The 23,853-nt window shown below is 51.6% G+C and carries 20 protein-coding genes; 17 read left to right on the top strand and 3 right to left on the bottom strand.

Annotation, left to right across the window (positions count from 1 at the left end; all coding sequences use genetic code 11):
• Nucleotides 1-314 precede the first annotated feature (314 nt).
• The 7 genes from AXA67_10465 to AXA67_10435 all read left to right on the top strand — a co-directional run bounded on the left by AXA67_10465 (nt 315) and on the right by AXA67_10435 (nt 8,632).
• Nucleotides 315-2,528: a copper-transporting ATPase gene (locus AXA67_10465; protein KXJ40402.1), complete on the top strand. Its 2,214-nt coding sequence runs from the start codon at nt 315-317 to the stop codon at nt 2,526-2,528.
• 11 nt (nt 2,529-2,539) lie between these two features.
• On the top strand, nt 2,540-2,905 hold the full coding sequence (locus tag AXA67_10460) for a hypothetical protein (GenBank protein ID KXJ40274.1): 366 nt from the start codon (nt 2,540-2,542) through the stop codon (nt 2,903-2,905).
• Nucleotides 2,906-2,981: 76 nt separating this feature from the next.
• Nucleotides 2,982-3,758 (top strand): hypothetical protein, encoded by a 777-nt coding sequence (locus AXA67_10455; GenBank protein ID KXJ40273.1) that lies wholly within the window; start codon nt 2,982-2,984, stop codon nt 3,756-3,758.
• Entirely contained in the window at nt 3,755-4,591 is an 837-nt protein-coding gene (locus tag AXA67_10450; GenBank protein ID KXJ40272.1) for a hypothetical protein, read from the top strand. The genes AXA67_10455 and AXA67_10450 overlap by 4 nt, the downstream gene beginning before the upstream one ends.
• Before the next feature lie 74 nt (nt 4,592-4,665).
• Nucleotides 4,666-6,876: a hypothetical protein gene (locus AXA67_10445; protein KXJ40271.1), complete on the top strand. Its 2,211-nt coding sequence runs from the start codon at nt 4,666-4,668 to the stop codon at nt 6,874-6,876.
• Nucleotides 6,877-6,899: 23 nt separating this feature from the next.
• Complete coding sequence (locus tag AXA67_10440) at nt 6,900-8,075, top strand: hypothetical protein (GenBank protein KXJ40270.1); 1,176 nt, start codon at nt 6,900-6,902, stop codon at nt 8,073-8,075.
• 161 nt (nt 8,076-8,236) lie between these two features.
• A complete protein-coding gene (locus AXA67_10435) occupies nt 8,237-8,632 on the top strand; it encodes a hypothetical protein (protein KXJ40269.1) in 396 nt (131 codons plus the stop codon).
• Nucleotides 8,633-8,727: 95 nt separating this feature from the next.
• Here the strand turns inward: AXA67_10435 and AXA67_10430 are convergent, their stop codons facing one another.
• Nucleotides 8,728-10,032, bottom strand: a complete 1,305-nt coding sequence (locus tag AXA67_10430; protein KXJ40268.1) for a hypothetical protein — start codon at nt 10,030-10,032, stop codon at nt 8,728-8,730.
• Nucleotides 10,033-10,172: 140 nt separating this feature from the next.
• Between AXA67_10430 and AXA67_10425 the strand changes: the two genes are divergently transcribed.
• Genes AXA67_10425 through AXA67_10410 form a run of 4 tightly spaced genes read left to right on the top strand, consistent with a single transcriptional unit; the run spans nt 10,173 to nt 14,179 of the window.
• Entirely contained in the window at nt 10,173-12,443 is a 2,271-nt protein-coding gene (locus AXA67_10425; protein KXJ40267.1) for a hypothetical protein, read from the top strand.
• Nucleotides 12,436-12,684, top strand: coding sequence for a hypothetical protein (locus AXA67_10420; GenBank protein ID KXJ40266.1), 249 nt, complete (start codon nt 12,436-12,438; stop codon nt 12,682-12,684). The genes AXA67_10425 and AXA67_10420 overlap by 8 nt, the downstream gene beginning before the upstream one ends.
• A gap of 28 nt (nt 12,685-12,712) precedes the next feature.
• Complete coding sequence (locus AXA67_10415; GenBank protein ID KXJ40265.1) at nt 12,713-13,336, top strand: hypothetical protein; 624 nt, start codon at nt 12,713-12,715, stop codon at nt 13,334-13,336.
• Nucleotides 13,337-14,179 carry a polyphosphate kinase 2 gene (locus tag AXA67_10410; protein ID KXJ40264.1) on the top strand — a complete coding sequence of 281 codons (843 nt, stop codon included), beginning with the start codon at nt 13,337-13,339 and terminating at the stop codon, nt 14,177-14,179.
• A 184-nt stretch (nt 14,180-14,363) separates the two neighbouring features.
• On the opposite strand, the gene AXA67_10405 is transcribed toward AXA67_10410, so the two are convergent.
• On the bottom strand, nt 14,364-17,714 hold the full coding sequence (locus AXA67_10405; protein ID KXJ40263.1) for a hypothetical protein: 3,351 nt from the start codon (nt 17,712-17,714) through the stop codon (nt 14,364-14,366).
• 378 nt (nt 17,715-18,092) lie between these two features.
• On the opposite strand from AXA67_10405, the gene AXA67_10400 reads away from it, so the two are divergent.
• Both AXA67_10400 and ubiF read left to right on the top strand, forming a co-directional pair.
• The gene (locus tag AXA67_10400) at nt 18,093-19,409 is read left to right on the top strand and encodes a hypothetical protein (GenBank protein KXJ40262.1); all 1,317 of its coding nucleotides are present in this window, start codon (nt 18,093-18,095) and stop codon (nt 19,407-19,409) included.
• Nucleotides 19,410-19,737: 328 nt separating this feature from the next.
• Entirely contained in the window at nt 19,738-20,955 is a 1,218-nt protein-coding gene (ubiF, locus tag AXA67_10395; protein KXJ40261.1) for a 2-octaprenyl-3-methyl-6-methoxy-1,4-benzoquinol hydroxylase, read from the top strand.
• Between the two features lie 2 nt (nt 20,956-20,957).
• On the opposite strand, the gene AXA67_10390 is transcribed toward ubiF, so the two are convergent.
• Complete coding sequence (locus tag AXA67_10390; GenBank protein KXJ40260.1) at nt 20,958-22,382, bottom strand: peptidase M48 Ste24p; 1,425 nt, start codon at nt 22,380-22,382, stop codon at nt 20,958-20,960.
• A 53-nt stretch (nt 22,383-22,435) separates the two neighbouring features.
• Here AXA67_10390 and AXA67_10385 point away from each other — a divergent pair, with 53 nt between their 5' ends.
• From AXA67_10385 to AXA67_10370, 4 genes are read left to right on the top strand one after another with little or no spacing between them, the layout of a single operon-like run.
• Nucleotides 22,436-22,801, top strand: coding sequence for a sulfurtransferase (locus AXA67_10385; protein ID KXJ40259.1), 366 nt, complete (start codon nt 22,436-22,438; stop codon nt 22,799-22,801).
• Complete coding sequence (locus tag AXA67_10380; GenBank protein ID KXJ40258.1) at nt 22,798-23,160, top strand: hypothetical protein; 363 nt, start codon at nt 22,798-22,800, stop codon at nt 23,158-23,160. The genes AXA67_10385 and AXA67_10380 overlap by 4 nt, the downstream gene beginning before the upstream one ends.
• On the top strand, nt 23,160-23,465 hold the full coding sequence (locus AXA67_10375) for a hypothetical protein (GenBank protein KXJ40257.1): 306 nt from the start codon (nt 23,160-23,162) through the stop codon (nt 23,463-23,465). Before AXA67_10380 ends, AXA67_10375 begins: the two co-directional genes overlap by 1 nt.
• Nucleotides 23,459-23,794, top strand: a complete 336-nt coding sequence (locus AXA67_10370) for a sulfur relay protein TusE (GenBank protein ID KXJ40256.1) — start codon at nt 23,459-23,461, stop codon at nt 23,792-23,794. The genes AXA67_10375 and AXA67_10370 overlap by 7 nt, the downstream gene beginning before the upstream one ends.
• Nucleotides 23,795-23,853 lie beyond the last annotated feature (59 nt).

The following is a 23,853-nucleotide window of genomic DNA, read 5'->3' as shown; positions in this document are numbered from 1 at the left end:
AATGGCTGCCGGGATTTTCTTGGCTGAGTTGGCCAAGTTTTCTTCTCGGCTTGGTGGAAAGTTATGCTTATGGTTGGTATTTTGCTCTGATCTGGGTACCCCTGTACAACTTTTTTTTACGCGCCGATTGGATGGGGATTTTTCGTTCGTCCTCCTCCGAACCACTCCCACCAGGGTGCGTTTGTTGCACGGTTTGCCGCTGTCCCGCCCATCCTGATGTCGCTTCCAATCAACCCGGTTTCTGCCCGGAATGCGCCAGGCCACTAGAGCCTGAGAAGGATTACGCCCTCGAGGCCAAAGAATACACTTGCCCAATGCACCCGGAAGTGCGGCAAATTGGCCCCGGATCATGCCCAAAATGCGGCATGGCCTTGGAGCCGGTCAAAGCAGAAAAGGCAGTGGAAAAGGTCGAATACGTCTGTCCCATGCATCCCGAGATTATCCGTCCCGTCCCTGGCAATTGCCCAATTTGCGGAATGACGCTGGAGCCGCGTGCCGTGTCTTCAGGAGGTGCCGGGGAGGAAAGCTCCGAACTTGCCGATATGAGCCGGCGTTTTTGGATTGGCCTGGTATTGGGACTGCCGGTGGTGATCCTGGCCATGCTTCACGATCTGGCGCCTTCTGCATTACCGGAATTTTTGACTTCCCGCCGACTGCAATGGACCGAATTATTGCTGGCGACGCCAATAGTGTGGTGGGCGGGTTGGCCCTTTTTCGTGCGTGGCTGGGCGTCCATCGTCTTGCGGCGCTTGAATATGTTCACGCTGATTGCCTTGGGCATCGGCGTGGCTTGGATGTATAGCACGGTGGCGGTGCTGTTTCCTGCTTTGTTTCCGGAGTCTCTGCGTTCGCCTGAAGGCTGGGTTCCGGTCTATTTCGAGGCCGCCACTGCCATTACCGTGTTGGTACTGCTGGGCCAAATTTTGGAGCTTAAAGCCCGCAGCCAGACGAGTGCGGCCATCAAAATGCTGTTGGGCTTGGCGCCGCCCGTGGCTCACCGGGTGAATGAAACTCACGGCAGCGTGGAAGATGTGCCGCTGGATCAAGTGCGGGTGGGGGATATCTTGCGGGTCAAGCCGGGCGAGAAAATCCCGGTGGATGGGGTGGTCATTGAAGGTCACAGCAGTGTGGACGAGTCCATGTTGACAGGAGAACCCATCCCCGTGGAGAAGGGGCCCGGCGATAAGGTGGTAGGTGCGACGGTAAACGGCACGGGGACGTTGTTGATAGAAGCCCGGAAGGTGGGTTCCGATACGCTGCTGGCTCAAATTGTCCGCCAAGTCCAGGAAGCCCAACGCAGCCGGGCGCCGATTCAGCGTCTGGCGGATGTGGTCGCGGCTTGGTTCGTGCCCATTGTCATCGCAGTCGCGATTTTGACCTTCATTGCCTGGAACCTTTGGGGGCCTGAGCCGCGCTTGGCCCATGCCATTATCAATGCCGTCGCGGTATTGATCATCGCTTGCCCCTGTGCCCTGGGCTTGGCGACCCCGATGTCAATTATGGTGGGCGTCGGCCGTGGTGCTTTGGAAGGTATTCTGATCAAAGACGCCCAGGCTTTGGAAACCATGGAAAAAGTAGATACGGTAGTGGTGGACAAAACGGGCACTTTGACCGAAGGCCGACCGAGGCTGACGACGATTGAAGCGGCGGATACCGATGAGGATCGTTTGCTAACGCTGGCGGCTGCCTTGGAAAGGGTCAGCGAACATCCGCTGGCGGTCACCATCGTCCGCGCCGCGGAAGAAAAGGGCATGACATTGCCGCCTGTGGAAGGATTCCGCTCGCACACTGGGCGCGGGGTAGTGGGAAAGGTAGGGGGGCATGAAGTCGCCTTGGGTAATGCCAAGTTGATGGAAGAATTGCAGATTCCACTCGATGAGATAGCAACGCGCGCCGAGCAGTTGCGCAAGGAAGGGCAAACAGTCATGTTCGTTGCCATCGATAATCACCTTGGCGGACTGATTGGCGTCTCCGATCCCATTAAAAAAACCACTTTGGAAGCGTTGAAAATCCTTCAAAATGAGGGCCTGGAAGTCGTCATGGCAACCGGCGATAGCCGCACCACTGCCCAAGCTGTCGCCCTCAAGCTGGGTATCCATCAAGTCTATGCCGAAGTGCTGCCGGAACACAAAACCGAAATTGTCAAGCGCCTTCAAGCCGAAGGCCGCAAGGTAGCCATGGCTGGCGATGGCGTGAACGATGCCCCGGCTTTGACCCAAGCCGATGTCGGTATTGCCATGGGTACGGGAACCGATATCGCCATGGAGAGCGCCGATATTACTTTGGTGAAGGGCGATCTTCGCGGTATTGCCAAGGCCAGCCGCCTATCGCGGGCGGTGATGGGTAACATTCGCCAGAATCTGTTTTTTGCTTTTGTCTATAACGCTTTGGGTGTGCCGGTGGCCGCTGGGGTTTTATATCCATTCTTTGGCATTTTGCTGTCACCCATCATTGCCGCTGCTGCTATGAGTTTGAGTTCGGTATCGGTGGTATTGAATGCATTGAGGCTGCGGCGGGTGCGGTTGTAGTAAGGTTAAATATGATCCATATCAAGCGCATCTATGATTTTCCAGCATCCACTGATGGAAGGCGTTACTTGGTGGACCGGTTTTGGCCCCGGGGAGTCAAAAAAGAGGCGTTGCAGTTGGACGCCTGGCTAAAGGAAGTGGCGCCATCCAATGAGTTGAGGAAATGGTTCGGTCACGATCCGTCCCGCTGGGAGACATTTAAAAATCGCTACTTTGGCGAACTTGAAGAAAAACCAGAAGCTTGGCAGCCTTTGCTCCGGGCTTTGAAGAAGGGAAACATTACTTTGCTTTACTCAGCGACGGACCGGGAACATAACAACGCTGTCGCTTTAAAGGAGTTTTTGGAGAATCAATTGACTCCAAGCGCTAGCGAATAACATTAATTCTCGCTTGTATTCGCCAGGCTTTGACCGCATATTGATTCATAGCCATGGATAACAAACGAAAAAATGTATGCGCCAAATCATAAAAACGCTTGCGGTTGTCTTGGGGGTGGCGATCGTATGTTCATTTGTGGTCACTTCCGCGGCAGTGCTGCTGGAAGAACGCCAGCAGCAAAACCGGCGTCTTGAACGGATTCGAAACATTTTGGCAGTAGCTGGCATAGATGATACCGCCCAAAATCCCTTCGAGCTCTATCAGAAAAAAATCGTCAGCAGACTGGTGGATTTCAAAACCACCCAGGAGGTGGATGTAACCGGTCTGCCTGATTACCTGCATCCCGATACTTTTGATTTCGATAAAGCCGCCAAGGATCCTCGCTATGGGGAATCCATTCCGCGGGACCGGATTGGCCTGAAGTATCGGCCTCAGGTCATGCCTGTATATTTAGTAAAAAATAATGGCGGTTTCGATAAAGTAATTTTACTGATTGTCGGCAAAGGTTTGTGGTCGACTTTATACGGTTATCTTGCCTTGGAGCAAGACTTGATACATATCGCTGGGATTACATTTTATCAGCAAGGGGAGACCCCGGGGCTTGGTGGCGAGATCACAAGCCGGCGCTGGCAGGCATTGTGGCGGGGAAAGCGTGCTTTTGATGACCAGGGGAGGGTAGCCATTCGGGTTGGGCAAGCAGGTGCAGATTCTAAGGAATTTCATGTGGATGGCTTGACCGGCGCGACCCTCACCACCCGGGGCGTGGACAAACTGGTCCGTTACTGGTTGGGGCCGGAGGGTTACGGTCCTTATTTGCAGCGATTGCGAAAATCACAGGAGAAAGACGAATGAACGCAATCGACCCGATTTTGGACAAATTGATGGCCTGGAGTGAACCGCTGCTGGCCGTTATTGCTGACAAAGGGGACCGGATACTGATAGGCGTCACCGTCTTTGTTACTTTGGTTCTGTTGTTGAGTTTACTGATTCTGATTGCCAAAGCGTTTCTGGCGCCGGAGGGCGAAGTGCCCGTGGTGATCAACGATGAGCTGACTTTGACAGTACCTGCTGGCACCAAGTTGATGTGGGCGTTGGTGGAGCACGGAATTCATGTGCCCTCGGCATGCGGCGGGCAAGGGACCTGTGGCCAGTGCCGCTTGATAGTTGAAGGGGCAGGGCCGGTGCTGCCGACGGAAAAGGGAAAATTATCCTCCCGATTACTGAAGGAAGGCTGGCGATTAAGTTGTCAGATTCCAGTCAAGCGGCCTCTTAAGGTCAAGGTGCCGCCGGAAATTCTGGGATCCAACATTTGGGAGGGGACAGTGGTATCCAATCGCAACTTGACGCCGCTGATTAAAGAGCCAGTGATTAAATTGCCGCCACAGCCGGAGCTGCGCTTCCGCGCGGGCCAGTTTATTTTGCTGGAAGCCCGGCCGCGCCGGATACGTTTTGCAGATTTCGAGATTGACCGGCGATTTCAGGATCTTTGGGATCGTTTTGACTGGTGGCGCTATTCGGCAGTTGTGGAAAAGCCCACCACCCGTGCCTACTCTATGGCCAATGCGCCGGCCGAAGGTAACCGGGTGCGGTTTAATGTGCGCTTGGCGCTGTCCCCCGCCCATGCTTCAGGCTATGTTGAATCTGCTCAACAATTTAGGCGTGGAGCGGGAGAATATCTTTTATGATGACTTTGGAGGATGAGAGGAATTTGTTGGCAATCCTGTGAAACAAGATGATGTTCTGAAATATAGTTGATTTCATGTTCAAATCCAGGAGTTCCCCGCCGGGGATTGAAAGCCTGCCACGTTATATTTATACGTTGGTATTTCTGGGGCTTGCATTGGTTGGATTGTTTCTTGCCTTGATGTATCAACAATGGCGAGCAGTCAATCAGCAAGAGAAAATTCTTAGTCTCTATCATTTACCCAGTATTTCCGTTTTATATCAATTACAACATGAGTTAGATAGTTTCCGGTTTATCTATCTCCAGGCATCTCAAATTTTGCCTGGCCTGACTGAATTGCCTATTTCCAGCACTGGGGTGACTAGCCATCCCAATACTAAAATGATCGGGCTGTTGCTGGACAAAATTCGCGAGCTTCGGCAACAGTTCGAATGGCCTCAGTCTGATCCGGCTTTTTTTCAATTGGAACAGCGACTGCGGCCTTTATTAGATCAGCAGGCGGCGTCTCATTCTCCTGCGCTTCTTGAGCAACTCACTCAGGCCCATCTTGCGGCTGAACAGTTGCGTCACATGCACGATCATACGGTTCATACGCTTACTCGAGAGCTCGATCAAACCTATGCCCAGCTTTTCTGGCGACTATTTTTCGTAGGTTTGCTGATGTTATTGCTTTGGGGTGGGTTCATGGTCAAAACCTTTGCCGTTGTGCGCAAAGCCATTGCCCAACAAAAATCCACGGAGGGAAAAATTAAGGAACATGAGGCGCTGCTGCAAAACATTCTGGATACGATCCCGGTCCGGGTCTTCTGGAAAGATAAAGACAGCAAGTATCTAGGTTGCAACGCGCTGTTTGCTAAAGATGCCGGTCTGGACTCACCGGAGGAAATGGTAGGAAAGCTTGATTCGCAAATGGCTTGGGCGCCACAGGCCGAGCTTTACCGGCAGGATGATATTCGTGTGATGGAAACCCAAAAGCCTAAATTAGCATACGAAGAACCCTTAACGGCCAGGGATGGTAGTCTTAGAACCTTAGAAACCAGCAAGGTCCCCCTGTATAACCAAGCGGGGGAGGTCATCGGGGTGCTGGGGGTCTATACCGATATTACCCAACGTAAGCTCCAAGAGGAAGCATTACACCGTTCTCAGAAGATGGAAGCGGTAGGGCAGTTGGCAGGAGGGATAGCCCATGATTTTAATAATCAGCTCAATGTGGTGTTGGGATATCTTGATTTCCTCAATGAATATTTGCAGCAGGATACTACCGCGCGACCGTGGCTAACGAAAATAGAACAATCGACAGAAAAGTGCATTCAACTGACCCGCCGATTGCTCGACTTTGCCCGTGGCGGCAGCGGGGAACTGGAAAAGGTGGATCTGAATGCATTAATTTTCGATCTCTCTGAACTGCTGCAACGATCATTGACGCCGAATATTGATTTTCAATTGCAATTGGCGGAGGCGTTGTGGCCGGTGCATATTGATAAATCAAGAGCCGAAGACGCATTACTTAATATTGTCCTAAATGCCCGAGACGCGATGCCAGATGGGGGGCGGCTCATCATTGAAACTTACAACTACACGTTGTTGCCGGCTTCGGAAGAAATGCACCCTCAACTATCGGCGGGCGACTATGTGGTGATTAGTATCCGGGATACCGGGATTGGCATGAGCGAAGAAGTCCGGCGCAAGATATTCACGCCATTTTTTACCACCAAGGAAATGGGCAAGGGAAGCGGCCTGGGACTTACTATGGTTTATGGGTTCATCCGGCAATGTGGCGGCGATATCCAAGTGATTTCCCAGCCAGGCAATGGCGCAGAATTCCGCTTATATTTCCCTCGCGCTGAACAGATAGCCGAGCCGGAAACTTGTTTGAGTTCGAAAGTGGATTCAAACCAAACGGTTCCTGCCGGGACGGGGACAATTTTAGTGGTAGACGATGAGCCTGAATTGCTGACATTGGCAGTCACCCATCTTCAAAGCTTGGGCTACCAAACCCTGGAAGCGAATAACGGAGTGCAAGCGCTGACAATGCTCAAAACCCACGCTGAGATCGATTTGCTGTTCAGCGACATCGTGATGCCCGGTGGCATCAATGGTCTTCAACTGGCGCAGCAAGCCGCACAACTCCGTCCGGAGATCAAGATTTTGCTCACATCTGGCCACGCTGGGAACACAATGAGCCTGAATAAAATAAAGTATATAGATGCGAAACTATTGCCAAAACCCTATACTAAGTTGGAATTAGGGTTGAATATCGCTGCTTTACTCAAAGGTAAACCTTAAAGTAATACGAAAAAATGAAGCAGATGCTAGCCATTGTGGATGATGAGCCGGAACTCGGACAGCTTCTTTGTGAGATGGCGGCCAAGGATGGTTTTGATCCTCTGTATTTCGAGAATGGCAGCGCGTTTATCGAATTCTACCGTAGCCATCCCAATTTAAATCTGGTTATTTTGGATCTGCTCATGCCTGAAATGGATGGCGTGGAAGTGCTTCGTAAACTTGCGGAACTTGATGCAGAGATCGGTATCATTCTGGTTAGCGGGTACGATGAAAGCGTATTGCATGCCGCTCGCCGCTTCGCATCGGAGAGTTGCCTGAATATTCTGGCTTCTTTCTGTAAACCTGTCCGTTTCCCTGAATTAAAGCAAATGTTCAATTCTTTGTCTGCGAACACCTTGGAAAAAGATTCAGGAACAGATGGATGTGGTGAATTGCCTCGGCACGAGCTGCAACAGGCGATAGATAACGATGACTTGCGACTACACTACCAACCCAAAATTCAAATGCGGGGAAAACAGTTAGTTGGTGTAGAGGTCTTGGTTCGCTGGCAACATCCACATTTAGGGTTGTTACCCCCAAAATGCTTTATCCCTTTGGCAGAGAGGGAAGATCTTATTGGTGACTTAACCGAATGGGTGTTACGCCAGGCAGTTGGTCAGTTAAGTCAATGGCCGGCAGAGTCTGACAGTATTACCTTAGCGGTGAATGTTTCTTCTCAAGTGATTACTCATCTCTCCCTTCCGGAACATCTTGCCTTGATGATTCAGGAGCGGCAATTAAATCCTCTCCGTATCACCCTGGAAATTACCGAAAGCGCGTTGATGGAACAACTGATCCCTTCGCTGGACATTTTGACCCGGCTAAGAATGAAAGGGTTTTATCTTTCTATCGACGATTTCGGAACCGGTTATTCATCGATGGTACAACTCCACCGGATTCCTTTTACCGAGCTCAAAATCGATCGGTCCTTTATTTTTGCCATGAAAGAGGATGCCGAAGCTAGAGCTATTGTCGAATCTTGTATTCTCCTAGGCAAGAAACTAGGTATGACGGTAGTGGCGGAGGGGGTGGAGGATCAGATTACTTGGGATTTGCTTGAGGAAATGGGTTGCGATATCGCCCAAGGTTTTTTTATGGCCAGACCGATGCCGTTCCATCAATTAAATCACTGGTTGCAACATAACCAGATAGCTTCTTAATATTCTGACTATGTGAAGAACTACATAACAAACCTTTTTCAATATTTGCTTCAAGCATTGCTCATATCCTATTTTGACGTTAGGATAATTCAGGTTCCTTGGTTGGTTCTTTTCCGTTAATAAACTAAGCAATAATTTGCCTGCTAAATGAGGAGAGGATTATGAAGCATAAAATAATAGGGTTGGCTTTGGGGTTAATAACATTACCGTTTTCAAGAGGGGGCTTGGCCGCTGGACCCTATGATGGGATTTGGGCTGTTCAGTTGAATGGCCAAACCATTATGTTTACCACGTTACATGAACATGACGATCAACGGGTTGTTTTTGCGACTTTAGATGGGAGAGGCAGTGCTTGGGATGCTTTTCTGGGGAAAAGAAATGGCGATACCATCAATGCGAAGCAAATCAAAGTGACCCCTGATGATACGACTAGTATCGAAATTGCCATCAATATAACTTCGCCAACAACCCTGGAAGCGGAAATAGTCAGTTGTGTTCCAGAGAATGAATGTGAGCTTCCGGCAGGAACGCAGTTAACAGGACGTAAAGTCTGGTGATTTTATTATTCATTGCTTGAGAAAAGTTATCTAACCCTGGAAGCCGATAGGTATTTCCAGGGTTAGATATAAGAATTATGACCGCTTTCCTTCCTTCAAAAACTCACAACCAACTGGGCAAGTCCCCGGCTTTTCGTATCAAAAAGCATGCGTGATTGACGCCCGAACAGGGTGAAATATTCCAGCTTCAACGCCAAATGTTTGTTGAGTTGATAATTAAAGCCCGCTGTCAAGCGTCTCAGGGCGTGGATTTCAAAGTTTTGTTCATCGAGGTTGATTAAGGAATAATCCGGATCCCAGCGGCCATAGCGTAAGTAGGGATGCAGAGGCCAGCCTAGCCAAGGTTCTGCTTCCAGGATCAGAGTCAGGTGCCAAGCCATTTCATCCAGCTCTTGCGAGGCTTGTTCGCGGTTATCCTGGTACATCCATTCCCCAAGAACTTGGAAGAAATGGGCACTGTAGCTTAGATCGGCCCCATAAATAATATTGGCAAGGTTGCTGTCTTCATCCCAATCCAATACTGTGGATACGCCGATATCAAGCGAGCGGGGACTTTGATGGGTGTGTACATAAAATAGATTTTCTTTGAGTCCCAGTCCCAAACGAGAGCCAAATGATGTTCCCCCCGAGTCGTACAGGGAATCCACCCAGTAGGCGGTAAAATCCACCAGTCCCCAAGTGCCGTAGAGCCTAAGACCATCGCTGTTAAATCCGCCTTCTTGCACTAACTCGGTGGTGACGGGTGGCGTTAGGGTGATACGGTCAGGTGTGGCGAAAAATTGGTAATCGTTACCAAAAGGGATATCAAACCGGCCAGCCTGGATGTGAACCGCCTTTTGATAAAAGATGCGGCCCCTTGGTGGAGTTTGATCGCCAAACCAGTGATAGTCCACCACGCCCGTACCCACGGTCACTTCGTCCCCATCCCAGACCAACGCCGCATTCATGGCAAAGTGCGAGGGGTGATGGTATTCCAAATCCAATTCGAACGTACCGAATGTCAATTTTGGTTGACGGTTGCCTCGAGTATAGCCGTGGACGTCAAAAAAGCCGCTAAATTTCAGGCCTTCTAAAATGACTCCATCAGTTTCTTTTTTTGTCACCGTTTCGGCAGCTAACGCGGGAGGTTTATGGTTAGCGGTGTGCGGCAATGCTTCTTTTTGTAATTGCTGGATAATATTGGCCTGGGATTCCACCAATTTTTCCAACTCCTGCATCTTTTCCTTTAATGCCTGAATTTCTCGTTGCTGCCGAGTAAGTTGGTCAGCCAAGTAATTTTGAGTCGTGGAATCGGCCAACACTAGGGCGCTAATCAATAGGCCAGTCACAACGATAAAAGAAGACCTGAGTAAAGGAATCAGAATAGGGTTGCAAATTGTGAGCGGGTTACTTGTTTTCATGATTTTTCTGCACAGCTTGTATTTAGTTGATTCATTCCCATATAGATGGGTATGAGGAGGGGGGATTTCTATCCTGGCATCGAATAAGCTCAATCGAGTTGGAGTCAAAATATTCGGTTGGCATTTAGCATGGCGGCATGATGAGTGAATCTGATATCGTCCTGGCCCGCATAGCGGCTGGTGAACGGGTAAAAATAGAGTCCCTAGAAGGTGGCCCTACCTTTGTGAGCCGGATGGCGGCGTTGGGACTTCGGCCGGGCGTACTGCTGGAGGTATTGCAGAATCGGGGCGCGGTGGTTGTGCGCGCCCACGAGACTCGGGTGGTATTAGGGCGGGGGGAGGCCGAAAAGATTCATGTCAGCCGTCAAGGCAGGATTGAGCTCGAGCTGATGGAAGAATCCAAGCCTATTGCTGAACCCAAGCGTTATGTGGTGGCCTTGGCCGGTCAGCCGAATGTAGGAAAAAGCACGATTTTCAATCTATTGACCGGTCTGAATCAACATGTGGGAAATTGGCCAGGGAAGACGGTCGAGCAGAAGGTAGGGCACCATCAATTCCGTGAAGATATTTTGCTGGAAATCATCGATCTGCCTGGCACCTATAGCCTGACGGCGAATTCTCTGGAAGAGCGCATCGCCCGGGATTACATTATTCAAGAACACCCCGATGTTGTGGTCGTAGTGGCGGACGCGACGCATTTGGAACGGGGGCTGTATTTATTGGCGGAAGTGCTGGCGTTACCAGTCAAGGCTGTGTTTGCCATCAATATGATGGATTTGGCTGAGGAAGAAGGCATTCGAATCGAACCACACGTGTTGGAAGCAGCACTGGGAATTCCCGTGGTGCCTATGGCGGCTAACCGCAATGAGGGAGTGCGGGAATTAGTGGATATGGTGGTGGCGGTGGCGGAAGGGAGCCGGTCTATCAATCCACTGCGGCCAGAATTGGAAGGGCCAATCAGGATTTTGAAGAAGGATATCGAGGCACAACTGAATGACTACGTTCCTAGCCCTTATCCGGTCGATTGGGTGGTGTTGAAATTATTGGAGGGTGACCAGGAAATTACTGAAAAAGTTAAGTCTTGGGTGCCCACAGAATGTTGGCAGTCGCTCTCGGAGCGTTTGCATCATCATGAAGACTCTGTATTGGCGGTTGTCAGCAGCCGTTATGAATGGGTGGCGCGATTACTTAGAGCTGCGGTCCACGAAATTCAAGGTGGCCGCATTAGTCTGACGGACCGCCTCGATAAAATTGCCATTCATCCCTTGTGGGGATGGTTGGTACTGGTGGCCGTGCTTGGGTCGGTTTTCTTTCTTACCTACACCGTGGCCTTACCGCTTCAGGGTTGGCTAGAGTCGAGCCTCGTCGTTCCCGCCCAGGCGTGGGTAAAGCAAGCATTGTCAGGGCAAGCGCCAGAGTGGTTGGTGGATCTATTGAGTGATGGTGTATTGGGCGGTGCCGGAACCGTTTTGACGTTTCTGCCCATATTGGCGGTATTTTTTACTTTTATGGCGATATTGGAAGACAGCGGCTATTTAGCCCGAGCGGCATATATGGTGGACCGCTGTATGCACTGGATGGGACTGCACGGGAAAAGCTTTCTCCCTCTGTTTTTGGGATTTGGATGTAATGTGCCGGCGGTGATGGGAACGCGCATTCTCGAATCACCACTGAACCGGTTGTTGACTATCCTTCTGATTCCCCTGGTTCCGTGCAGCGCTCGCTTAGGAGTCTTGGCATTTCTGACGCCAATATTTTTTGGCAACTGGGCGGGGGTTGTGGCAACCGGTCTGGTGGTTTTCAATTTGATGCTGTTGGTTCTGTTGGGGGCGATTTTTCACCGCTTTCTTTTTCAAGGCCGGCAAGAAGCGTTCATTATGGAAATACCCCTTTATCACCTGCCAAATTGGAAAACCGTGATGCTTGATGTCTGGCATCATTGCCTGGCTTTTTTGCGGCGTGCCGGTGGCATTATCCTGATCATGGCGGTGCTGATCTGGATTTTGAGCAGTTTCCCGGGGCCGGGTATCGATCATAGTTGGCTGGCTGCTGTTGGACGGATGTTGGCGCCTGTAGGCCAATGGATGGGTATGGATTGGCGTTTATTGATGGCCCTGCTGACTGGTTTCGTGGCCAAGGAAAACGTAGTGGCAACCCTGGGCGTGTTATACAGCGGCGAAGGCGCTGGATTACGCGCGCTTTTATTGCAAGCCGTTTCACCAGCCACCGCACTGGCGTTCCTGGTGGTGATGATGGTCTACTTGCCCTGTCTTGCCACCACCGTGACAATCTATCAGGAAACCCGCAGTCTGCGCTGGACGCTATTCGATATTACAGTGACATTGCTGTTGGCGATCTTGTTGGGCATAGCTATTTATCACGGCACTTCGTGGTTGGCCGGCCATGCTTAAACAATTGTTGGTTGAAGTAGCGCGGGTGGGGCAAACAGACGTGCCCCGTTTGGCAAAACGATTGGGCGTGTCTGAATCGTTATTACGGCAAATGCTGCAACAGTTGGTGAACATGGGCTATTTACGCCCTTTGTCCACAGATTGTCCGCCGTTGTGCAAGGAATGTTCCATACGCCAACAGTGCCGGATTTTATGGGAATTGACGCCAAAAGGGAGGAAAATACTCGAACAAACCAAGTAATACTGCGCAATTTACAACGGAGGAGGCCATGATTTTTGTCATCAAAGCATTTATCAGCCTATTGATTGTGGTGAATCCCTTGGATGCGGTTTCCGGTTATTTTGCATTGACGGCACAGCGCCCAGTTGAAGACCGGCTTAGAATTGCCCGCACTGCGGCGATTGCCATGACGGTGGCCTTGCTTGCCGCAGTGTGGCTGGGTGAATTGCTGCTCAACCTCTTTAATATCAGCCTGGGAGCGTTTCAAGTAGGTGGCGGTCTGGTGATTTTGTTGATGGCGGTTTCCATGCTCCACGCCCGCACCAGTGCACTGGCGCAAACCGCAGCAGAAGCCGATGAAGCCGCCGGGCGCGAAGATATCGCTATCGTTCCCTTGGCTATTCCATTAATGGCGGGTCCCGCGGCGATTAGTATGGTGGTCGTGATTGCCAACCAAGCCGGTGGAATAGGTGGGCGTATGGTACTCTCAATGGTGGTGGCTGGCGTAGGTTTCGCCATTTGGTGGATTTTGAAAAAAGCACAATCCATTGATGATTATTTCGGCGTAACCGGCATCAATATTATGCAGCGGGTTGCCGGTTTGATTTTGGCGGCCATTGGCGTGCAGATCATCGCCAATGGCTTGATCGCATTATTTCCAGGGTTGGGTTAAATGGCAAAGACTTCCTTCCTACAGCGTTTCAAGGTCCTGCCAGGGAAGAAAATCCACTTAGCGGAGATCGACACCGATGCAACGCCGGGATATAAGAATAAACAGGAGGCGAAAGCGGATCTGGCCGATTGCCTCCAGCGCCTGCGGGATTTGCAATATTTGTTATATGCGGAAAACAAACGCAGTTTACTGATCGTCCTGCAAGGATTGGACGCCAGCGGTAAGGATGGCACTATCCGCCACGTGTTGGGCTACATGAATCCCCAGGGCTGCCGGGTCACCAGCTTCAAAGTCCCCACCGAGGAAGAAGCCGCCCACGATTTTCTTTGGCGCGTACATAAAGCAGCCCCGGGCCGCAGACAAGTGGCTATTTTCAATCGCTCCCATTACGAAGATGTGCTGGTGGTTCGAGTACACAAATTAGTGCCAAAATCGGTGTGGGAAAAACGTTACGACCAGATCAACGAGTTCGAGCGCCTGCTAGCGGATAATGGAACGCATATCCTCAAATTTTTCCTTCATATCAGCCCCGAAGAGCAATTGCGCCGGTTCCGTAAGCGGCTGGAAAACCCGAAGAAGCGCTGGAAAATCAGCGAAGCCGATTACAGTGAAAGGAAATACTGGCACGACTACCAACAAGCTTACGAAGATGCCTTGTCCCGATGTAGTCGTGATCATGCGCCGTGGTTTGTCATCCCCGCCGATAAGAAATGGTTTCGTAACTTGGCGATCTCGCAGATTGTGGTGGAGAGTCTGGAATCGTTAAAGATGCAATGGCCCAACCCCCAGGTGGATCTGGATTTGATTCGCCTCAAGTACCACGAGGCGGTGGAAAATAGCTGAAACCTAAATTCTGCAAGTGTTTCGGCATTCGGCTGCCAAATCAAGCCTTTATGCTGCGTTGGCTGCACCAATTTTATGCTCGAAGTAGCGCTGCTACTCCTGCGCGAAAATTGGCTTGCCGCCTTGCCTAAAGGCTTGCTTGACACCCTCGGTGCTCGAATCACTTGCAGAATTTAGGTGAAATTTAACCTTTTTCCTTTGCCGGATCGGTGATTTTGATCTCCAGCGGCTGGCGGGTATCCAGATGGACATCCCGTTGTGGAAAGGCGATTTCAATGCCGGCGGCGTTGAGCTTTTCGTAAATGCCGTGATGAAGCTCGGTAATGGTGCTCAGCCGGTTGTCCATGGTGCCGAGATAGGCCCGGATGATAATCAGCAAGGCATCGTCGCCAAATTCCTCGAAGGTAATCAAAGGCTTCGGATCCTCCAGGACTTCCGGATGGCTTTCCACCACCTCCCGGATCAAGTCCATGGCTTGATGAACGTCGCTGCCGTAGGCGATTCCCACGTTAATCAAAACCCGGTTGATGGGATCGGACAAGGTCCAATTGATAAACTCCCCAGTGATGAATTTTTTGTTGGGAATGATAAATTCTTGCCGGTCCCAATTGAGAATGGTGGTGGCGCGGATGCGGATGCGGGACACGGTGCCGGTGACATCGGCCACGGTCACGATATCGCCCACCCGGATGGGGCGCTCGAACAGCAAAATCAAGCCGCTGATGAAATTGGCCACCACTTCCTGGAGACCGAAGCCCACGCCAACCGAGAGAGCGGCAAGCAACCATTGAATTTCCGACCACTGCACCCCTAAAGAGGCAAAGACCACATAGATGCCAAGCGCCGCTATCATGTATTGGGTCAAGGTCGTCCAGGCATAGCGGGCGCCTTTTTCCATGGGCAGGCGCTGGAAAATCAGAAACTCCAACAGGCCGGAAACATTCTTGGCCGCCAGCATGGTTAAAATGCCCAGTATCAATCCGGTCACCAGGTCGGCCAGGGTGAGGGCAACGGTTTTGGGCACCCCGCCAACGATTTTCGTGGTGGTCATCGGGAGGGTGATTTCTTCCAGAAAGGACAGCGCGGGGACGGCATCCTTCCAAATCAGCCAAAGACCCGCCAGCGCCGCGAAGAAGAAACCGATATGGAGCAAGCGGCGGGTTTGCTGGCCCAGCTGGCCAAAATCCACTTGCGGTTCTTCCACCGGTGGCAATTCACTTTCGTGCTCTTCTTCAGCCCGTTGTGCCTTGAGTTCCTCCCTTCGCCGCAGAATTTCCTGATAGCGCAGGCGTCGTTCCGTCACATAAATCCAACGCAGCAGGAAGTCCTTCACCAGCATCAAGGCGACAAAATACCAAAGGGTTCGGAATAATCCCCTGGCCAGGTAATAAGCCGCATAGTAATAACCAACGGCGGCGGCAATTGCCAACAGTAGCGGGATCAGCACAACGGCTGGTAGCCACAGGGCATGATAGGAAACGACCCAGCTGGGACGGGAGGCTCTCAGTTGGGAAATGATAGGGCCGTCCCATCGCCAGAGATGATAAATCAAACCACTGGCAATCACCATGAATGCAGCAAAGGTCCAACGCCCCAGGGTCAAGGAAAGATCGGTCAGGATGAGTTCGCTGGTGGATGCCACGATAAAAGCACATATCACTGCCAGTGGATAAAACCAGCGCAGATGACGCCAAAGTTGTTCTCGAGTGGCCTGCAGCCAGCGCAAATGGCGGTGGGCCAACCCTTCCGGCCGGCAAATCTGCCGCAATAATCCCATGGTGGCGGCAGGCCTGCCTGCCACAATCAAGCCTTGAGCCAGAGCGAAAAGTTGATCGTTGCCAACGGCCTTGCGCTGCAACCACAATCCAATGCCGTATAAAAGGATGGGCAGGGGGGCGGCTAGAATCACGGTATCGAGCAGGGCGCGAAGGGTATTGAGAAAATTGTCGCTGCGAATGCTATGGGTTGCCTGAGCCATGGCTTCCAGATCTTTGTGAGCGCGTTGGCGCAGCGCCAGCAGGATCAAGGCGAATAGCAGCGTCAGCAGCGGAGGCGCGGGGTCAGCCTTGAAGTGGCCGGCCAACTGATGCCAGATGCGACTCAGGGTTTTCTCTTCCGTAAACGTTTGCAGGGGCGTAACCCATTGTTGGAGAGACGGCAATTTGCGGTAGCGGATCCATAGTAATTTTTGTTCAATATATTCCCGGTAAGAAGCGATTAGCTCCACCAGTTGTTTTTCCGTGGCGTCTAGTTCCGATAAGGTTCCCAGGTAACGGGTATATTCCTGCCGTAAAGCTTGTAATGCTTCGCGGCGGTTTTTGAGGGCCTCTTTCAATTGTAGTTTCAGCACAGCCCGGCGCCCCTTGCTCACGTTTTCAGGCAGGTTCTGGAGCCAGGTTCCGGTTAGCCGGTCCAGGTCGCTGAGATGCTGCAGCGCCTCTTCAATTTCAAAGCGGCGGAGGATTGCCTTGCGCAGCAAAGCATGGCGTTTTTCCGCGGATTGTTGCAGCGCGGATAGGGAGGGCAGGTTTCTAAAGCTTCTGAATAATAAGCGCGCTAACGCTTCGTCGGTCCCGAGCAGCTCAACGGCGCGGCGGGTCTTGTCGAAATCATCGCGGATTCGATCCTCCGTTTTTTTGAGGTTTTCAAGTTCCGATTTGAGCGCCTTTTCCTTTTTAATGAGTCCTTTCAGCTCGGACCACAAAACAAGATTTTTTTCGATTTCAGGTCGAACTTCCTTCTCTGCCGCCCGCAAGGCTTTTTCCGCTTTCTGGGCCTTGATGAAGGTTTGTTGCTGGCGAATGGATTCGATTGCCTGGCGCAGGCGTTCAATTCGAGTTTGCCGTTCGGCAAGTTGAAGCGCCAACAGATCTCTCTCCGCCCGGGTGAGTTCGGTCAAGATGGCGACATTGGCCTGTCGCAGGCGGAGCCATTCCAGCTCCGCCAGAAGCCACCGGCGCTGCCCTTCCAACGCCAGATAACGGGTATGGGTCAAAGGTTCGGACAATTTGTCACTGATGGCTTTGAGTTCATTTTCGACGGCGGTAAGTTGGCGCTGTAGCTGTGCGATTCTCTGGCCGTCGGTAGTGACGGCGGCAAGCAGGTCTGTCAGGGCTTCTTCTTTCTTTTCCAATGACGCTTGCAGCGCAGTGAGGGCGTTTATTTCCTTAGTCAATTGAATTTCCAGTTGATCCAGGGGACGGGACAGGTTAAGCGTTGGCCATTGACGGGTAAGGAGCGCCGGGTTTTGTAGCAGCCGGCGGAGTTGTTTTAAGCGTTTCGGAGCTGTTTGCAGGCGCTGGGCCAAAGCCTTGCGGTTGGTTTCCGCCGATTCTGCCTGGCGTAACCACTGACCGGCCTGGCCCAGCCATTCCAAAGCTTGTTTGCGTTGCTCGTCCGATAGACCTGCGGCTTCAACGGTTTTTTGTTCTTGACTTAATATCTCTTCATTGAGGGGCTCGCCTCCCAACACTGGCGGAAGGGGATAGATCAAAATTAAGACGATAAAAAGTAATCTCAACGGAAAAGATGGCAACCCTTTTCTACCTCTTGGTGTTTTGCAGCCGGCCAGGGCAATGATTGGCCCCTATTTCAAGCATCTTTGGCTCAATGCTGGGGTTTATATTACACCTAAATTCTGCAAGTGCTTCGGCATTCGGTTGCCAAGTCAAGCCTTTATGTTGCGTTGGCCGTGCCAATTTTATGCTCGAAGTAGCGCTGCCACGCCTGCGCGAAAATTGGCTTGCCGCCTTGACTATAGTCTTGCTTGACACCCTCGGTGCTCGAATCACTTGCAAAATTTAAGTGACAAGAGCCCGCCCAAGCGTCATAAAACTTTAATCAATCCTTAACATTTCATCGTTATATTGCATTACGGTGACGATTTTGAATGACAATCTTTGGAGAGTGAGCTATGCAACTGAAAAAATTATGGGGTCCGGTTGGGGGGATCGGTTTGGCTATTTTTGCCGTGCAGGGTTATGTCCAGGCCGCCGATGCGGAACTGCTCGAGATTTTGCTCGCCAACGGCGCCATTACCAAAGCCCAATACGACAAGCTCTTGAAGAAGAAAGAACCGCTGACCAAGAACGATGTCAGCGTCAGCCTCAAGAAAGGACTGCAAATCACGACCAGCGACGGCAATTTCGAAATGAAGATCGGTGGCCGGATGCACCTGCAAGCAGCTTATCACGACCAGGATAACATCGTGGGCCAGAACATCGACGATGGCTTGGAAATCCGCCGTGGCCGTCTGCACGTCAAGGGTAAATTCTTTCGCGACTGGAAATACTCCGCGCAATACGATTTCGCTCACAACGAAACCCACATTAAAGATTTGTGGGTCGGATACACTGGCCTAAACCCCTATGGATTGGACTTTATCGGCTTCGGTCACCAGAAGCAGCCCTTCAGCCTGGAGGTCGAAATGAGCTCCAATGACATCCCCTTCATCGAACGGGCGATAGACACCAGCATCACCGAAGCGGTGGTTGACCGCGCCCTGGGGATGCGCTTGCAATCTCATGGCAAAAACTGGTTCGCCGCCGCCGGCCTCTATGGTGAGAGTATCGGCAAGGGCAACGACGAAGGTTGGGGGAGTGCCGGTCGTTTGATTTTTGTCCCGCTGCATAACGAGGAGGGTGTCGTGCACTTCGGCCTTCGCGGCGCCTACCGCCAACCCAGCAACGGAGGCGGCCCGCGGTTTAAATACAAAAGCTCGCACCAGTCTGGCTTCAAGCTAGTCGATAGCGGCACTCTCTCCGACACCGAGGACGTCGGCCTGATCGGTGGCGAGGCCGCGGTGGTGTACGGGCCTTTCGGCGTGGAAGGGGAATATACCCATGCGATGCTGAACCGCAAGGGCGGGCTGAAGGACGTTAGCTTCGACGGTTTCCACGTCCAGGCAACCTGGTCGCTGACCGGCGAGTCTAAGGCTGCTTCCTACAAACTGGCGGCGGGCAAGTTCAAGCGCCTCAAGCCCCATCAGCTCTTCAGTCTCGGCAATGGCGGTCTGGGCGCGTGGGAACTGGCAGCCCGTTACGGCTGGGTCGATCTCAACGACGACGATGTTCATGGTGGTCGTGCCCAGGATTTTACCGCCGGGATGAACTGGTACTTGAATCCTTTCGTGCGCTTGATGTTCGACTGGACCCACCAGCTCAACAACAGCCGTATCAAACAGGCCGAGGATCTGGACATCTTTCAGGTCCGCACTCAGCTGACCTTTTGACATTTGCTACAGATTGCGGAAGAGGATTGTCAACGCAACTGCTTGTGGTAACCCAATCCAATAAGTAGTGAAGCGAAAGGTAGGTAATACAGTTTGAGAGATGGCGGCGGGCTGAAAGTTTTTCTTGATTCGCAATTTGAGTGATTTCATACATTGACGGATTGACATGAAAGCGCCGTTTTCTTGTTGAGAACCCGTTGATGCGACGTTACTAAGGTTGGGTAAGTGATGAGCGGGTAAATCCGGTTTTCTTTTATTCCGCCTTGGTTCAATATCGAGTATGATCGGATCTTGACCAATGCTATCTTTCAAAATGAGGATCAATGCTATGAAACAACACTACGATGTGATTATCGTTGGTGGTGGAATGGTTGGGGCGACCCTGGCGTGCTCACTGGGGAATTTGCCTTTGAAAGTAGCAGTTATCGAAGGCAGCCCCCCTCAGCCTTTTGAACCGGATCAACCCCTGGATCTTAGAGTTTCTGCAATTAGTATCGCATCCCGTAGAATTCTGGAAAGTGTAGGCGCATGGAATCCCATCGCCGAGATGCGTCTGTGCCCGTTTCGGCGCATGAAAGTCTGGGAAATGACTGATGGCACGGAATTCCGCAGCCGCGATCTCAAATACCCGGAGCTGGGCTATATCATCGAAAACCGCTTGATCCAATTAGGCTTATTAAAGCGTTTAAAGGATTTTGACAATATCGATTTTATCTGTCCTGCCAAGCCCAAACGGATTCAATATCAAGGCAAAGGTTCGGAGTTGGCGCTGGAAGATGGGCGTGTTTTGAGCTGCCGGCTTTTGGTGGCGGCCGATGGCGGGCGTTCCCAGGTGCGTCAGGCTGCGGCTATAGGGGTGACTGCCTGGGACTACGAACAATCCGCCTTGGTGTTGACGGTGGAAACCGCCTATGGCCAACAAGACATTACCTGGCAACGTTTCACCCCCGAAGGACCGCAAGCTTTTTTGCCGCTGCCGGGTCAACATGCCTCTTTGGTTTGGTATCAACGCCCGGAAAAAGTGCGGGAGCTGCAGTCCCTTGGCAACGGTGCCTTATTAAATGCTTTGTATGAGGCTTTTCCCAGGGAGCTGGGGGATATTGTCCGGATTGAAAACCGGGGCAGTTTCCCACTCAAGCGCCAACATGCCCAGCACTATGTCAAAGAAGGCGTGGCTCTCATTGGGGATGCGGCCCATATGATTCACCCATTGGCTGGGCAAGGCGTGAATATCGGTCTGCTGGATGCGGCGGCCCTGGCGCAAGTGCTGGTGGATGCCCACGCCAAACAAAAAGATATTGGCGCTTACAAGGTTCTCAAAGAGTACGAAGTCATGCGCCGGCGGGATAATCTCACCATGATGACCACGATGGATTTGTTTTATCGGGTTTTCAGCAATGCTTCCATTCCCTTGAAGCTGGTGCGGAACCTGGGCTTGAGCCTGGCACAACGGCTTTATCCCGCCCGCCTGGCAGTTATGCGTTACGCCATGGGGCTGCAAGGGAATTTGCCGAGGCTAGCGCGGGGAGAGTCATTATTGGTTTGAGGTTATTTTCGTGCTTTTTTTTCCGCCTTGAAGTAGCGCAAGCGTTCTTTTGCAATTGCGGCGACAATTCGGTCGCCAGAGGCGGTTTTGGTGGCCAGTTTGGCCTGCCGGATCGCGCTCTCCAGATTACCGGTAGCATAATAATATTCCGCCATGTAGCGATGGGCCTCGGCGTTTTGGCCGAGGCCTGCGTAGGCGCGGGATAATAATTTGTACAGCCTTGGAAAGCGAGGATTGTTTGCGTAGGGAGTCAATAATCTACGGGCGGAATCAAAGTGGTGGGTTTCTAATAGTGCCTGGGCGTATTCCAGGCGCAGAATCCTGGAAGCGGGGAAACGGCGCAAGGCGGCTTGATAACGTTTCAGACCTGCCGGGATTTGGCCCATTTCAATTTCCACTTGGGCGATGGCGTTGATGAATTGGGGCTGGTCGGGGAAGTCCGCTAATAACTGGGCGAGCAGCTCATGGCTTTGTTTGAGATGGTGCTGACGTTGTAGAGCCAAAGCCAGGCCGTATTTGACCGCGGCGCGCTGCTTGGGTGTGCCGCGATTTAAGCGGCTGCGAAAGTCTGCGACCGTGCTTTCTAAATTCCCTGAGGTCAAAACCTGCAGTTTTGCCTTGGTTAGCAGGTAAGACAAAGAGTCGGGATACTGGCGGTAAGGAAATTTCTCCGCTCTCGACCGCGTATCCGCAATCCGCGAGCTGGTAACCGGGTGAGTGCGTAAAAATTCTGGTAAATCCCTGCCCAAAAATTGCGTCGATTGTTGCAGCTGCTCAAAGAAAGTCGGCATGCTTCTCGGGTTAAAATTGCTTTTGGCCAGGATTTGCAGACCAATGCGGTCGGCTTCTTTTTCATTATCCCGGGTGAAATTGATTTGATACTGAACCCCACCGGCTTGCAGGGCGATCAAGGCGGCTTGACCCAACTCTGGTACTTGGGTGCCGATGAGTATGGCCGCCAGGGTGGCCGCCGCCATTGGCAATGTCATGCGTTTGGCGGCGGCAAAGGCCCGGTGTAGGTGATTTTGAGTGACGTGGGCGATTTCGTGGGCGATAACGGAAGCCAGCTCGCTTTCGGAGCGGGTTTTTAGAATCAGCCCGGAATTGACGCCTATGTAACCGGCAGGTCCGGCAAAAGCGTTGATTTCCGGTGATAGCACCACGAAAAAATGAAACGCATGGGCAGGCGCATCGCTATGACTGGCCAGACTGTTCCCAAGAGAGGCGATATAATTGGCAATTTCCAAGTCTTGATTGATGTCAAGATGGCGGTGAAGACTGCGGAAAAACGCATCACCCAGACGTTTTTCCTCGATGGGCGTAAGCACGCTATCTGAAGGCGCGCCCATTTCCGGCAACTCCTCAATAGGCGTGGCCAGCGGGGTGAAGAAGATGAGCGCAAGCACCAATACAATTCGATACGTCATATAGGCAGTATAACTGGGTATTCTTCAGTGACCATATAATCCAAGCAGGGTTCGTGAAATACTTAATACAAATCAATAGTAGCCCCTATCATAGCGAAGCGGCGGATACCGCCTATTTTTTTGTGACTGCGGTGCTTGCCAAGGGACACCAGATACTACGGGTGTTTTTCTATCAAGATGGGGTTTACCATGCCCTCAATCAAGCAGCGCCTCCCGGTGATGAGCCGAATAAGATAGAACGGTGGTCCGAGCTTGCTGTTAAGCATGGTATCGATTTGGTTATCTGTTCCGCTGCCGCCTTGCGCCGAGGCGTTTGGAAAAATTCAGAAAGCCAATTGGCGCCAGGGTTTAGGGTGGCGGGACTGGCGCTTTCCGCCGAAGCCATGATTGAGGCGGACCGAGTTATGGTATTCAAATGATTAGCCTTCGGTACCTGTTGGTCTTACGTTCCATGCCCTTTGATGGCCTCCACGTACAGGAAGCATTAGAGCAATTGATGACATTGGCCGCCTTTGAGCAGCCCTCATCAGTATTATTTGTGGAAGACGGGGTTTGGGCATTGAAGCAGGCTCAGCAACCTGGGCAATTGGGCTACAAAAACCTTTCCGGGTTGATACAATCGCTGGCGTTGTACGATATCGGACCCTTATGGGTAGAAAAGGAATCGCTGCTCGAACGGGGTCTCAATGAGAAAGACTTGATTGTATCGGTGCAAACGATCGAACGCTCCCATGTTCCCAGCTTGATGGATAAACACGACCGCCTTTTGCCGGGGTAATGACGGTGGGGATACTTCATTTGGTTTTTCAATCGCCTTCGCAAACCGGTGGTTTTCGTCAATGCCTTGAGCGGACAAATGAAAACGACGCTGTATTATTGCTTGGCGGCGCCGTGGTTGGTGCAAAAAAAGCCAGTACAGTCTCTAAAGTTTTAAAGCAATCTTCCGCGACAATTTATGTCTTAGAAGAAGATTTGGCCGCGCGGGGAATTGCCCCGGAAGCGTTGCTGGATAGTATTACGCTGGTTTCTTTTGCAGAATTTGTCGGACTGACTGAAACTTATTCCCGTATTTTGTCGTGGTGATGCTGAATGTCAACGGCCAAACCATCCAGGTTACAGAGGAAGGCTTTCTGGAAGACTTGAGTGACTGGAACGAAGCAGTTGCCCAAATGCTTGCAGAGCGCGACCAAATTCCATTAACCGACGCGCATTGGGAGGTGATCCAGTTCATACGGGAATATTACTTGACCTATCAACACTTCCCCAACATGCGGATGTTTGTCAAGGCCATCGCCCAGTCGCTTGGAGAAGAAAAGGGTAATAGCCGTTATTTGCATCGTCTGTTTCCTAAAGGCCCCTTGAAATATGCCTGTAAAATAGCGGGTTTGCCGAAACCACCCCATTGTATCTGACCTAAATTCTGCAAGTGTTTCGGCATTCGGCTGCCAAATCAAGCCTTTATGCTGCGTTG

Origin of the sequence: Methylothermaceae bacteria B42 (genome assembly GCA_001566965.1) — a bacterium.
Taxonomy (GTDB): Bacteria; Pseudomonadota; Gammaproteobacteria; order Methylococcales; family Methylothermaceae; genus Methylohalobius.
Note: the sequence above shows the minus strand (reverse complement) of the source record. Positions and strands in the feature narration are given on the sequence as shown.